General features: G+C 70.7%; 14 protein-coding genes. 6 read left to right on the forward strand and 8 right to left on the reverse strand.

The window, feature by feature from the left end; translation table 11 throughout:
• Window positions 1-36 precede the first annotated feature (36 nt).
• Complete coding sequence (locus tag EEJ42_RS39735) at window positions 37-510, reverse strand: hypothetical protein (protein WP_123107017.1); 474 nt, start codon at window positions 508-510, stop codon at window positions 37-39.
• A 56-nt stretch (window positions 511-566) separates the two neighbouring features.
• Window positions 567-1,040 carry a hypothetical protein gene (locus EEJ42_RS39740; RefSeq protein WP_246097656.1) on the reverse strand — a complete coding sequence of 158 codons (474 nt, stop codon included), beginning with the start codon at window positions 1,038-1,040 and terminating at the stop codon, window positions 567-569.
• Between the two features lie 226 nt (window positions 1,041-1,266).
• Here EEJ42_RS39740 and EEJ42_RS39745 point away from each other — a divergent pair, with 226 nt between their 5' ends.
• The 6 genes from EEJ42_RS39745 (at window position 1,267) to EEJ42_RS39770 (ending at window position 8,790) form a co-directional block, all read left to right on the forward strand.
• Entirely contained in the window at window positions 1,267-2,856 is a 1,590-nt protein-coding gene (locus EEJ42_RS39745; RefSeq protein ID WP_246097657.1) for an acyl-CoA synthetase, read from the forward strand.
• Window positions 2,857-2,949: 93 nt separating this feature from the next.
• A complete protein-coding gene (locus EEJ42_RS39750; RefSeq protein ID WP_123107019.1) occupies window positions 2,950-3,858 on the forward strand; it encodes an amino acid ABC transporter permease in 909 nt (302 codons plus the stop codon).
• The gene (locus EEJ42_RS39755) at window positions 3,855-4,643 is read left to right on the forward strand and encodes an amino acid ABC transporter ATP-binding protein (protein WP_123107020.1); all 789 of its coding nucleotides are present in this window, start codon (window positions 3,855-3,857) and stop codon (window positions 4,641-4,643) included. The genes EEJ42_RS39750 and EEJ42_RS39755 overlap by 4 nt, the downstream gene beginning before the upstream one ends.
• The gene (locus EEJ42_RS39760) at window positions 4,640-5,893 is read left to right on the forward strand and encodes a dipeptidase (RefSeq protein WP_123107021.1); all 1,254 of its coding nucleotides are present in this window, start codon (window positions 4,640-4,642) and stop codon (window positions 5,891-5,893) included. The genes EEJ42_RS39755 and EEJ42_RS39760 overlap by 4 nt, the downstream gene beginning before the upstream one ends.
• A gap of 69 nt (window positions 5,894-5,962) precedes the next feature.
• Window positions 5,963-6,910, forward strand: a complete 948-nt coding sequence (locus tag EEJ42_RS39765) for a transporter substrate-binding domain-containing protein (RefSeq protein WP_123107022.1) — start codon at window positions 5,963-5,965, stop codon at window positions 6,908-6,910.
• Window positions 6,907-8,790, forward strand: a complete 1,884-nt coding sequence (locus EEJ42_RS39770) for a CocE/NonD family hydrolase (RefSeq protein ID WP_246097658.1) — start codon at window positions 6,907-6,909, stop codon at window positions 8,788-8,790. Before EEJ42_RS39765 ends, EEJ42_RS39770 begins: the two co-directional genes overlap by 4 nt.
• Before the next feature lie 12 nt (window positions 8,791-8,802).
• Here the strand turns inward: EEJ42_RS39770 and EEJ42_RS39775 are convergent, their stop codons facing one another.
• From EEJ42_RS39775 to gvpO, 6 genes are all read right to left on the reverse strand, one after another.
• Window positions 8,803-9,894 carry a helix-turn-helix domain-containing protein gene (locus EEJ42_RS39775; RefSeq protein ID WP_123107024.1) on the reverse strand — a complete coding sequence of 364 codons (1,092 nt, stop codon included), beginning with the start codon at window positions 9,892-9,894 and terminating at the stop codon, window positions 8,803-8,805.
• Window positions 9,895-9,933: 39 nt separating this feature from the next.
• On the reverse strand, window positions 9,934-10,281 hold the full coding sequence (locus EEJ42_RS39780; RefSeq protein WP_221179474.1) for a gas vesicle protein K: 348 nt from the start codon (window positions 10,279-10,281) through the stop codon (window positions 9,934-9,936).
• Entirely contained in the window at window positions 10,244-10,450 is a 207-nt protein-coding gene (locus EEJ42_RS39785; protein ID WP_123107025.1) for a gas vesicle protein, read from the reverse strand. Before EEJ42_RS39785 ends, EEJ42_RS39780 begins: the two co-directional genes overlap by 38 nt.
• Window positions 10,447-11,241: a GvpL/GvpF family gas vesicle protein gene (locus tag EEJ42_RS39790; RefSeq protein ID WP_123107026.1), complete on the reverse strand. Its 795-nt coding sequence runs from the start codon at window positions 11,239-11,241 to the stop codon at window positions 10,447-10,449. The genes EEJ42_RS39785 and EEJ42_RS39790 overlap by 4 nt, the downstream gene beginning before the upstream one ends.
• The gene (locus tag EEJ42_RS39795; RefSeq protein ID WP_123107027.1) at window positions 11,238-11,615 is read right to left on the reverse strand and encodes a gas vesicle protein; all 378 of its coding nucleotides are present in this window, start codon (window positions 11,613-11,615) and stop codon (window positions 11,238-11,240) included. The genes EEJ42_RS39790 and EEJ42_RS39795 overlap by 4 nt, the downstream gene beginning before the upstream one ends.
• Window positions 11,612-11,946, reverse strand: a 335-nt coding sequence (gvpO, locus tag EEJ42_RS39800; RefSeq protein WP_123107028.1) for a gas vesicle protein GvpO, incomplete at its 5' end; no start/stop codon positions are given. The genes gvpO and EEJ42_RS39795, both read right to left, overlap by 4 nt.

Genomic DNA, 11,946 nt, shown 5'->3' on the forward strand with positions numbered 1-11,946 from the left:
CGCCCGGTGGATCCCGGGCGGGGCGCCATACCGGGCCTACTCGTCGACCCTGAGCGCGAAGTGGAGGAGCGGGCCCGCGAGGGTGATGGTGCCCTGGCCGTAGGCGGAGTGGTAGCGGCCGGTGCCGCCGACGATCGCCGTCTTGGCGGTGGCCGTCGCATGGCCCTTGTGGGTGACCTGGTCGCTGAGCACCAGCGAGCCCTTCTTCAGGCGCAGCACCCGGGTGCACTGGACGACCAGCTTGTGGGCGGTGACGCGGACGGTGTCACACCGCGAGGTGCCGTTACCGGCGTACGTCTTCTTCTTCTCGGTGTACAGCTTCAGCCGGGTCTTCCAGCTGTCACCGGGCTCGACGTGGCGGGGCTTGGTGCTGATCACGGTGACGCCGAGCAGGTCGACCTTCTCGATGTCCCCGCCCGCGGCGGCCCCCGCCGCGGACGGCGGGAGCAGGGTCAGGGCGGTGGTCAGGGCGGCGGTGGTGACGATGCCACGGACGGCTGACGGAATCATGGAACCTCCAGGCTCGGGGTGGGGGTGTGACCGGCGGGCGAGTTCGTACGGGGACGTCAGTCGTCGACGGCGAGGGAGAAGCGGATCCGGTCCCGCCGCACGGTGACAGTGCCCTGGCCCTCGGCGTCGTTGTAGTGGCCGGTGCCGCCGAGGATGGCGGTCTTCGCGGTGACCGTGGCGCGGCCCTGGTGGGTGATCAGGTCGCCGAGGATCAGCGAGCCCCTCTTGAGCCGCAGGACCCGGGTGCACTGGACGACCCGCTTGCGGGCGGTGACCTTGACGGCGGTGCACTGGGAGGTGCCGTCACCGGCGTGCTTCCGGTGGGGGGTGTACAGCCTCATGTAGGTCGTCCAGCTGTCGCCGGCCGCGCGGTCGTCGGGTCTGTTCTCCGCCACCGTCACGCCGGTCACCGTGACCTTCTCGATGTCCTCGTCGCCCGCGTCCGCCAGCGCGACGGAGGCGGGGAGCAGCACACAGGCGGTGGCCAGGGCCGTGGTGGTGACGGCGCCGCGAACGGCTGAACTGATCATGGAACCTCCAGGCTCGCGGGATGCCCCGGACTTCCCGGAGCCCTGACCGGTCATTCCACGTAAATGATCACTTTTGGGCAAGGCGGCCCGCACAAGCGGCCCGTCGCGCCACCCGGTCAGGTGCATCGCCCGGCCACGCGCGGGTCGTGTGTGGTCTTGAACACCACCTCGCGCCGTGTCAGCGTGACGAACCGTCCGGCCCAACCGACCATTCGGGAGACTTCTGGTGACCGCATCCCCCTCCCTGCCCGTGGACATCGTGCGCGCCCGTCGCCATGGCATCGCCGATCTGCTGGCGCGCAGCGCCGCCCGGCTGCCCGGCAAGACGGCCGTGGTGTACGGCGCGCTGCGCCAGACGTACGCGGAGCTGGACGCGCTGGTGAGCCGCACGGCGGGCGCGCTGGCGGCGCGCGGTGTCGCCAAGGGCGACCGGGTGGTGCTGTACGCGCGCAACTCGCACGGCTACGTGGTGGCGTACTTCGCGCTGGCGCGGCTGGGCGCGGTGTCGGTGCCGGTCAACTTCATGCTGAGGCCCCCGGAGGTCGCGTATCTCCTCGCCCACTCGGGCGCAGTCGGTGTCATCGCGGGCGACGGCCTGCTGGAGGCGGCCGACGCGGCGCTGGCCGAGGCCGCGCCGTCCCGCCTCGTGCTGCGCGCGGCCATCGGCGGGGAGGGGCGGGACGGCTGGGAGGACTTCGCCGCGCTGGGCGAGGAGCGCGGCCATCCCGTGCCCGATCCCGCGCTGGAGGACGACGATCCGGTCCAGCTGATGTACACCTCGGGGACGGAGTCGCGGCCCAAGGGCGCGATCATGACGAACCGCAGTCTGATCTCGCAGTATCTGACGACGATCGTGGACGGCGGGATGGCCGCCGACGACGTCGAGGTCCATGCGCTGCCGCTGTACCACTGCGGCCAGTTGCACGTCTTCCTCACCCCGGACGTGTATCTGGGGGCCACCTCGATCATCCTGCCCGGCCCGGACCCGGCGGCGCTGCTGGCGACGATCGAGGCGGAGCGGGTGACCAAGCTGTTCGCGCCGCCCACGGTGTGGATCGCGCTGCTGCGGCACCCGGAGTTCGGGACGCGCGATCTGTCGTCGCTGCGGAAGGGGTATTACGGCGCCGCGGCCATGCCGGTCACCGTGCTGGCGGAGCTGCGCCGCCGGATGCCGGGGCTCGCGCTGTACAACCTCTACGGGCAGACCGAGATGTCGCCGATCGTGACTGTCCTGGGCCCGGCCGACCAGGAGCGCAAGGCCGGGTCGGCGGGGCGGGCCGGGCTCAACGTCGAGACGCGGGTGGTGGACGAGGACGACCGTCCCGTACCGCCGGGCACGGTCGGGGAGATCGTGCACCGCGGCCCGCACGCCATGCTCGGCTACTGGCGGGATCCCGAGCGCACCGCGGAGGCGTTCCGCGGCGGCTGGTTTCACAGCGGCGATCTCGGGGTGATGGACGAGGAGGGCTATCTGACGGTCGTCGACCGCAAGAAGGACATGGTGAACAGCGGCGGGGAGAACGTGTCCGGGCGCGAGGTGGAGGAGGTCCTGCACGCGCACCCGGCGGTGGCGGAGGCCGCGGTGTTCGGGGTGGCGCATCCGTACTGGATCGAGGCCGTGACGGCGGTGGTGGTGGCCAGGCCGGGCGAGCGGGTGTCGGCCGAGGAGATCGTGGCGCACTGCGGGGAGCGGCTGGCCGGGTTCAAGGTGCCCAAGTACGTGGTGGTGGCGGCGTCCCTGCCGAAGAACCCCAGCGGCAAGATCCTCAAACGGGAGCTGCGCGACACCTACGGACACCTCGGCACCGACGGTTGACGGTTCTGTGTCAACTGTTCGAGAGGGCTCCGGGGTGCGGTTTTAAGATGCGGTATTCCGCAGCCGTGACGACGAACCGCCCGAGGGCCCTCCATGAGCAAAGTCCTGAATCTTGACGCTCTACCCGAGCCATCGCGGCTCAAACGCGTGAAGCGACGGCGCCCAGGACTGCTGGTGGCCAATGCCGTGGTGCTGCTGTTCGCCGCGATGGCGGTGACCACGATATTCACCAACCCGCGCTTCGAGTGGGAGACGGTCGGGAAATACTTCTTCGAGATCCGCATCATGAAGGGTATCGGTGTCAGTCTCGGGATGACCGCCGCGACCATGGCATTCGCCCTGGTACTCGGCACCGTTGTAGCGCTCATGCGGATGGGTTCCTCGCGGCTGATGTCGGCGGCCGCGGGCATGTTCATCTGGGTGTTCCGCTCGATTCCCATGCTGGTGCAGCTGCTTTTCTGGTACAACCTGGCGGCGCTGTTTCCCACCCTGTCCCTCGGCATTCCCTGGGGCCCGCAGTTCGTCACCTTCGACGCGAATTCCCTACTGGGTCCGCTTACCGCCGCAGTCATCGGATTGACCCTGCATGAAACGGCATACGTGGCAGAGTTGATCCGTTCCGGTTTGCTGTCCGTACCGGAGGGTCAGCGCCAGGCGGCCGCCGCGCTCGGTTTGACGCCGACTCAGATCTTCTTCCGCATCACCCTCCCCCAGGCGCTGCGCGTGATCGTTCCGCCGATGGGAAATGAGCTGATATCTCTCCTCAAGGCCACATCCCTGGTCAGCGTGATCTCTCTGGCGGATCTGCTCTACTCGGTGCAACTGATTTACTCGAAGAACTTCCAGACCGTTCCCCTGTTGATTGTGGCCGCGATCTGGTACATGATCATCACCGGCGTCATCACCCTCGTTCAGCAGCGCCTGGAACGACGCCTGGGGCGACACACCCTGATACCGGCCGAAAAGGTCACCAAAGTGAAGAGGATCGAGCACTCGGTATGACCGTGGCATCGGAAAGGGAAGCGCAGCCCATCGTCTCCCTGCGCGGGATCGTCAAGTCGTTCCGCTCCACCGAGGTGCTGCACGGCATTTCCCTGGATATCCACCGGGGTGAGACGGTCTGTGTCATCGGCCCGTCCGGATCGGGCAAGAGCACGCTGCTGCGCTGCGTCAATCACCTGGAGGTCCCGGACGACGGCCTGGTCGTGGTCGACGGCGACGTCATCGGCTACCGGCTGCGCGGCACCTCCCTGCACCAGCTCGGCCCCCGCGAACTGGCCGGGCAGCGCTCGGTCATGGGCATGGTCTTCCAGAGCTTCAATCTGTTCCCGCACCTCACCGCCCGCGAGAACATCGTGGAGGCGCCGTGCCGGGTGCTCGGGCTGTCGAAGGCGAAGGCCGGTGCCCGTGCCGAGGAGCTGATGCGCCGGGTCGGGCTCGCCCACAAGCTGGACAGCTACCCCGAGCAGCTCTCCGGCGGCCAGCAGCAGCGCGTGGCCATCGCCCGGGCGCTGGCGATGCGGCCGAAGGTGATGCTGTTCGACGAGCCGACCTCCGCCCTGGACCCCGAGATGGTGCAGGAGGTGCTGAGCGTCATCCGGGACCTGGCCGGGGAGGGCATGACGATGATGGTCGTCACCCATGAGATGCGCTTCGCCGCCGAGGTCGCCGACCGCGTCGTGTTCATGGACGACGGGCGGATCGTCGAGGAGGGCCCGCCGGACCGGCTGTTCGGCTCCCCCTCCCATGAGCGCACCCGCACGTTCCTGTCGAAGGTCAGCGCATGAGCACCGAACGCCCTCTGCCCGCCAAGACCCGCGCCCGGCTGGACCTGTGGGACGGCTACCGCTCGTACCACTACCTGGAGCCGGGCGCGGACTTCCGGGACTTCGAGCTGGTGCCCGCGGTGGGCCGGGTGCCCGGTTCGGCACCGGTGTGGAGCGAGGACGTCGAGGCCCGGGCGCGGGACTTCGAGGAACGCCATCTGGTGATCTCCGCGCACGACCACCTGTCGCTGCGGCCCGCGGACCCGGGCGACTTCGCCGCGTTCCGCCGCCAGGGCCGGGAGGCCATTCCGTACGAGGGCATCGCCCACTCGGGCGTGGACCTGTTCTTCGACGGCGGCCCCGCCGCCGTCAGCATGATCCGCTCGCACACCCCCTGGGACTGGGACGACGCGGTGAGCGATCTGGCCATGCGCCAGGCCGACTTCGCCCATCAGCGCCTGGTGGCCCCGGTGCGCACCCTGGAGGACGCGGAGCGGGCCCGGGCCGGTAACCAGGTGGGCGTGGTGCTGACCCTGGAGTCCGCGACCCCCATCGGCAACGACGTCGACCGGCTCGATCTGCTCTACGGGCTGGGCGTGCGGCTGCTCGGGCTGGTGTACAGCGAGAGCAACCAGCTCGGCTCGGGGCTCGCGGACACCGGCGACACCGGGCTGACGGTGCTCGGCCGCCGCGCCCTGCGGCGCATGAACGACCTCGGCATCATCGTCGACGTGTCGCACTCCGGGGACGCGACGGCGCTGGACGCGGTGCGCCGCTCCACGGACCCCGTGGTGATCACCCACGCCGGGTCGCGGGCGCTGTGGCCGACCCCGCGGATGAAGCCCGACGATGTGATCCGGGCGTGCGCGGGCTCCGGCGGATTCATCGGCGTCGAGGCGGCCCCGCACACCACCGTCACCACCCGGCACCCCCGGCACAGCCTGGAGTCGGTGATGGAACACGTGGAGCGCTGTCTGGACCTGGTCGGCATCGACCATGTGGCCTTCGGCCCCGACACCAACTTCGGCGATCACACCGCCTGGCACCACACGTTCGCCCCGCTGTTCGGCAAGGACGACGCGCTCGACGGCCAGAGTTCACAGCCGCCGCCGCACGAGCCGGTCGACTACGTCCACGGCTGTGAGAACCCCGCGGAGGCCGTCGGCAACATGATCCGCTGGCTGTTCGACCACGGCTACTCCGACGAGGACGTGGCGAAGCTCGCCGGGGGCAATGTGCGGCGCGTCGCCGAGACCGTCTGGGGCCGCTGACCGTCCCAGTCCCGCAACCCCACTTCCCCTCGTCCGGATCAGCCGGATCTCCCGAAACGGAGCCCAGTCATGCGCCACCGATCTCGCGCCGCCGGGTGCGCCCTGCTCATGTCCCTCGCGCTGACCCTCACCGCCTGTTCGGTGGATGACACTCCGGACGACAACGGCAAGTCCAAAGAGGCCGCGCCCACGCCGACCCTCGCCCTGGAGCCGAAGGACGACGCCCTGGCGGCCCAGGTACCCGCGGCGTACAAGAAGAAGACCCTGCTCATGGGCGTCAGCGAGTACGACCCGTATGTGACCATCGGCTCCGACGGGAAGATCACCGGCCTGGTCCCGGATCTGACCAAGCAGCTCGCCTCCCAGCTCGACATCAAGATCAAGGTGGTGCGGACGCCGTTCGACGCGGTGATCCCGGGGCTGAAGTCCGGCCGGATCGACCTCAGCGCGCCCTCCGGTGACTTCGTCGAGCGCCAGAAGGAGGTCGACTTCGCGGACTTCGCGCAGAGCCAGGTGACCGTGATGGTGAACAAGGAGAGCGGGTTCCGCCCGGAGTCCGGCACCGGCATCTGCGGACACAAGGTCGGCGTCGAGAAGGGCGCGGGCACCGAGAACGTCCTCGCGGGTCTCAGCAAGCGGTGCGCCAAGAAGGGCAAGAAGGCGGTGAGCCCGCAGGCTTACGCGGATCTGGCCGCCGCGAGCCTGGCCCTCCAGAGCAAGCGGATCGACGCGGTGGTCGCGCCCAGCGCCTCCAACACCAGCGTCAGCGAGAACTCGGACGACAAGTTCGAGACGCTGGAGCTGGAGGACATGCTCAGCCTCCCCGCGGCGACGGCGATCTACGGCATCCAGGCCAAGAAGGGCACCGGTCTCGCCGCCGTGATCGTCAAGGGGCTGCGCGAGATGCAGGAGTCGGGCACCTACGCGAAGCTGTTCGGGGGCTGGGGCATGCCGCTGTCCACCATCACCCGGTCGAAGATGCTCCTCAACGGCTCGAAGCAGTCCCAGGCCAAGTGAGCACCACCCCCATGGCACCGACCGGGCGGACCGAGGCGGCGGAACACCTCGGCGGAGGAGTGTGGCGGCACCTGCTGCGCGTACCCGTACGGGACGGGGTGGTCCTCGCCGCTGACCTGTACGCGCCCGAGGAGCGGCCCGGCCCCCGGCCGGTGATCCTGGAGCGCACCCCGTACGGCCGCCGCGACATCCGCGAATCGGACCGCTGCCGCCACGACGAGCCGGTGCCGACCCCCGAGGAGACGTCCGCGTTCTTCGTCCGGGCCGGATACCACGTGGTGCGGCAGGACTGCCGGGGCCGGGGCGACTCCGGGGGCACCTTCGTGAAGTACCTGGGCGAAGGCCCGGACGGCGCGGACACCCTCGAGTGGATCGCCGCGCAGCCCTGGTGCGACGGGCGGGTCGCGATGATGGGCGTGTCCTACTCGGCGCACGCCCAGACGGCGGCCGCGGCCGAGTCCCCGGCCCCGCTGGCCGCGATGTTCATGGACTCCGGCGGCTTCGCCAGCGCGTACGAGGCGGGCATGCGGATGGGCGGCGCCTTCGAACTCAAGCAGGTCACCTGGGCGTTCCGGCACGGGGAGGAGAGCCCGGAGGCGGAGCGGGACCCGCTGGTGCGCAAGGCGTTCGCCGGGACCGATCTGCGGGACTGGTTCACCGTGCTGCCGTGGCGCACCGGAGTCTCCCCGCTGTCGCAGGTCGGCCACTACGAACGGTATCTGCTGGACCAGTGGCGGCACGACACGTTCGGCGATTACTGGCGGCAGCCCGCGATCTACGGGCGCGGGCACTACGACCGCTTCCCGGACGTGCCGACGCTGCACATGGCGAGCTGGTACGACCCGTATGTGCGCTCCACCATCGAGAACTTCACGGCGATGGGACGGCTCAAGACGTCCCCGGCGTATCTGGTGATGGGGCCGTGGACGCACGGGGCGCGCTGTGTCACCTTCGCCGGTGACGTGGACTTCGGGCCCGCCGCCACGTTCAGCGACAACGTGGACACCTCGTACCTGACCTTCCGTCAGCGCTGGTTCGACGCGGTGCTGCGCGGCGGTGACCTCGGGGCGATCCCGCGGGTGCGGTACTTCCTGATGGGCGGCGGCGACGGCCGCCGCGACGCGGCGGGGCGGATGCGGCACGGCGGCCGGTGGCACACCGACACCCGGTGGCCGCCGTCCGGGACCCGGGAGACCGCGTTCTACTGCCACACCTCGGGCGAGCTGAGCCGGGAGAGACCGACGGGCCGGGACGCGTGGGTCGAGTACGACTTCGACCCGGGCGACCCGGTGCCGACCCTGGGCGGACAAGTGACCTCGGGAGAGCCGGTGATGGTCGGGGGCGCCTTCGACCAGGTGCCGGACGAGCGCTTCTACGGGGCGCGCGAGCCGTATCTGCCGGTGAACGCGCGGCCCGATGTGATCTCGCTGGTCACCCCGCCCCTGGATGAGCCGCTGGAGGTGGCGGGTCCCGTCACCGCCCGGCTGTTCATCTCCTCGACCGCCCCGGACACCGACTTCACGGTGAAGCTGGTCGATGTGCACCCGCCGAACGAGGACTATCCGCACGGGTTCGCCATGAACCTCACCGAGGGCATCTTCCGGTGCCGCTTCCACGCGTCGTTCGAGCGGCCCGAGCCGCTGGTGGCGGGCGAGGTGTACGAGATCGAGATCCCGGCGCCGGACACCGCCAACCGCTTCGGGGCCGGACACCGGCTGCGGGTGGACATCTCGTCGAGCAATTTCCCGCGCTTCGACGTCAACTCCAACACCGGTGCGCCCGAGGCCGTCACCCGGCGCAAGGTGGTCGCCACCAACCGCGTCCACATGGACGCCGGCCACCCCTCGGCGGTGCTGCTGTGGACGCGGCCCGGCGCATGACCACGCGGTGGGTCAGCGCATGATGGTGGCCAGCACGTCCTGCCCCAGCCGGAGCAGGGTGCCGGTGGCCAGCCGGTGGTACACGTACTTGCCCTCGCGCTCGGACTCCACGAGCCCGGCGTCCCGCAGCTGCCGCAGGGTGCGCGAGACCTGCGTATCGTCCAGGCCCAGCCGCTGGGCCAGTTCGGAGGTGGTGATCGGCTCGCCCAGCAGATGGCGGCACAGCTCCATCCGGCCCAGCGACGCCAGCGCGGACATCCGGGCCCGCAGCTCCGCTTGAGTGAGCTGCCCGTCGGCCTGCCCCTCCAGCGCGGCGAACTGGAGCACGACGGGATGGGACTCCTCGTCCTTGACGGTCAGATGCGGCCAGACATGGACGGAGGGGACCAGGAAGAGCGGGCGCGGGCCGATGTCGATCTCGGCGACGGCCAGCTTGTCGTAGCGCACCCGCGTACCGCCCTGGGAGACGACCGCGGTGGGGCTGAGCCCGGCCAGCACCTCGGCCAGGCCGCTTCTGCGGACATCGGTGCGGAACCGCGCCACGGACGTCTCCAGCCGGTCGTACACCGAGCGCCACTCCGCGGCGAAGAACGCGGTGCCGCAGCGCTCCAGGAAGTCGATCAGCCGGGTCCGCGTCCCCTCGGGCGAGGCCATCAGCTCGTGCGCCAGCTCGCCGCGCCGGAACGAGCGCCGCTCGCACTGGGTGATGAAGCGGCAGGCGGCCTCCGGCTCGTTCAGCAGGCTGTGCGCGTCGGGCACCCGCTCCCGGAAGCCCAGCACCCCCTGCGCGCACAGCTCCGTGAACTCCTCCAGCGGCAGCTTCTCCAGCAGCCGCAGCTCGTCCTCGAAGGACTGGTCCAGCGGCAGCGCCAGCGGGAACAGCAGTCGGCAGCGCAGCCGCGCCCACAGGGGCGACAGGGCGCTCATCTCCTGTGCGAGTGACACGTCGAAGGTCGTGCCGAGGCGGCGCGTCCAGCGCTGCGCCTCGGGATGGTGGTCCGGCTCGGCCAGGATGTGGAGCACCGACATGAGCTCGGCGAGCGGCGAGCGCCCGACGTGGACGTCGGCCGCGCGCGCTGACCGGAGGTTGAACGTGATCCCCACCCGCGCAGCGTACCGCCGGACACGAGCAGGGGAAGTCGATCAGTCGCGGGGCAGGAGGGGGCCGAGCGGCCCGAGGTCCAGGTTCAGGTCGTCCTCGGTGAGCCCGAAGTGCTCCCGCAGCTCCTCCATGTTCTTCTCCAGCGCCATCAGCGTGAGCCCGAGCTTCTCGATCTGCTCGTCGCTCACGCCTCCCTGATCGACGCGGCGCAGCGCCTGCCGTTCCATGAGCTGGCGCAGCAGTTCCACGATGGTCAGCACCAGACCGGCCAGGCTCTTGCGGACCGACTCCTCGTCCACCTCGAGACGGCGGGGGCGGTCGCGGGGGTCACGGGCGTGGTCGCGGGGGTGGTCAGGGCGGCGGTCGTCCGGGCGGCGCTCGATGCTCATCCTCGTCTTCCATCCGTACGGAAGCGATCAGCGCGCGAAGGGAAATGCGCACCAGATCGATGTCGGCGATGCTCAGGGTGATCTCCCCGGCGATCACGACGCCCCCGGCCAGCACCCGGTCGAGCAGATCGACCAGGGCCACCTCGCGCCGCTCGATCGCGTGGGTCACGACGCCTCCTCACGCTCGGGCGGCGCGGTGAACGAGTACGGCGGCCACGGCCCGCTCAGCTCCAGGTCGACGTCCCCGTACCGCTCCCCCAGCCCGGTCACCGCGGCGGTGAACTCCTCCGTCCGGTCGTCCGGCACCAGATAGGAGTTGTTGAGCACCATCCAGCCCTCGTACGCGGCCAGCCGCGCGTCCTGCGGCGGATGGGCTGCGGTCGCCGCGGCCAGTGCGGCGAGGGCGGTGTGGATCTCCTCCGCCCGCTCGGTGGCCCGCAGATGGGCGGTCTCCTTGTCGTCCCGCTGGGCGCGGCGGCGCAGCAGATAGGCGGTGCCGGGGCTGTCGCCGCCGGACGGCCCCTCGTCGCCCGGGTCGGGCAGGAAGGCGCGCGGGTCGACGTACGCCTTGACGCCCCACTCGGTCCGTCCGGCCACCCGCGCCAGCGTGTCCGTCAGGTCGTCCCGCCGCTCCTGGAGCATCGTGCGGACCCGGCCGTCGTCGTGGTAGATCGTGGCGAAGCGCAGCGGGATGACCTGGCCGTATCCGGCCGCCCGGCCGATGACCCGGTGGTGGGCCCTGGCCGCCCGCTCCAGCCACGGCAGGTCCTCCAGATGGGCGCGCAGCGGCTCCTCGCCGAAGTCGGCCAGCGGTACGGAGCCCACCACGGCGGCCAGTCCGGCGTTCTCGACCAGGCGCACCGGTTCGTCCGCCACGCCGGTGAGCCCGGGTGGGGCGCCGCTCTCGTCGCGGGCCGCGGTCACCGCGTACAGCCAGGTGGCACGTTCCTCGTCGGTCACGGTCCGTCCTCCCCTCCCCGTTCACGCTCCGGCTCGCGCTCCGCGTCGCGGCCCGATTCCAGCTCGCCGACGCGCCGCCGCAGCCGCTCGTTCTCGTCCAGGACGTCGCGGGCGCCGGAGGAGAGCGTGGGGTCGTGCTCCCACCAGTCGATGCCCATCTCCTTGGCCCGGTCCACGGAGGCGATCAGCAGCCGGATCTTGATGGTCAGCAGCTCGATGTCCAGCAGGTTGATCTGGATGTCCCCGGCGATGACGATGCCCTTGTCGAGCACCCGCTCCAGGATGTCGGCCAGGCTCGCCGACTCCCGGCGGGCCGGTTCGGGCGGGGCGCCCATGCGCCGGCTCGGCACGTTCCAGTCGGCGCCCTGGCTCATGTGCGATCCTCCGACCTGCCGCGGTAGTAGCGCCGGGTGCGGCGGTACGAGACGAGTTCGCCCTCGTCATCGACCTGGACCCGGTACTCGGCGAGGATGTCGGTGGAGTCCGGGATCCGGTGGGTCTCCAGGACTTCGACGCCGACCAGCCAGCCGTCCTCATGGCGCTCCACCGACGTGATCCCCTCCGGGTCGCGTCCGATCAGCTCCCGCAGCTGGCGGGCGGCGCTCCGGGCGGCCGACCGGGCAGTGGCCGCGGGACGCCGGGTGTCGGACGCGGGGCGCGGGTCACGTCGGTCGTCTGCCGCGGGGCGCCGGTCTGCCGCGGGGC

Origin of the sequence: Streptomyces botrytidirepellens (assembly GCF_003721215.1) — a bacterium.
GTDB lineage: Bacteria > Actinomycetota > Actinomycetes > Streptomycetales > Streptomycetaceae > Streptomyces > Streptomyces himastatinicus.

Coding starts and splice junctions, on each gene's coding strand:
- EEJ42_RS39780 (WP_221179474.1), bottom strand. CDS start 10,281: ATGAGCATCGAGCGCCGCCCGGACGACCGCCGCCCTGACCACCCCCGC.
- EEJ42_RS39740 (WP_246097656.1), bottom strand. CDS start 1,040: ATGATCAGTTCAGCCGTTCGCGGCGCCGTCACCACCACGGCCCTGGCC.
- EEJ42_RS39795 (WP_123107027.1), bottom strand. CDS start 11,615: ATGAGCCAGGGCGCCGACTGGAACGTGCCGAGCCGGCGCATGGGCGCC.
- EEJ42_RS39735 (WP_123107017.1), bottom strand. CDS start 510: ATGATTCCGTCAGCCGTCCGTGGCATCGTCACCACCGCCGCCCTGACC.
- EEJ42_RS39755 (WP_123107020.1), top strand. CDS start 3,855: ATGACCGTGGCATCGGAAAGGGAAGCGCAGCCCATCGTCTCCCTGCGC.
- EEJ42_RS39760 (WP_123107021.1), top strand. CDS start 4,640: ATGAGCACCGAACGCCCTCTGCCCGCCAAGACCCGCGCCCGGCTGGAC.
- EEJ42_RS39765 (WP_123107022.1), top strand. CDS start 5,963: ATGCGCCACCGATCTCGCGCCGCCGGGTGCGCCCTGCTCATGTCCCTC.
- EEJ42_RS39750 (WP_123107019.1), top strand. CDS start 2,950: ATGAGCAAAGTCCTGAATCTTGACGCTCTACCCGAGCCATCGCGGCTC.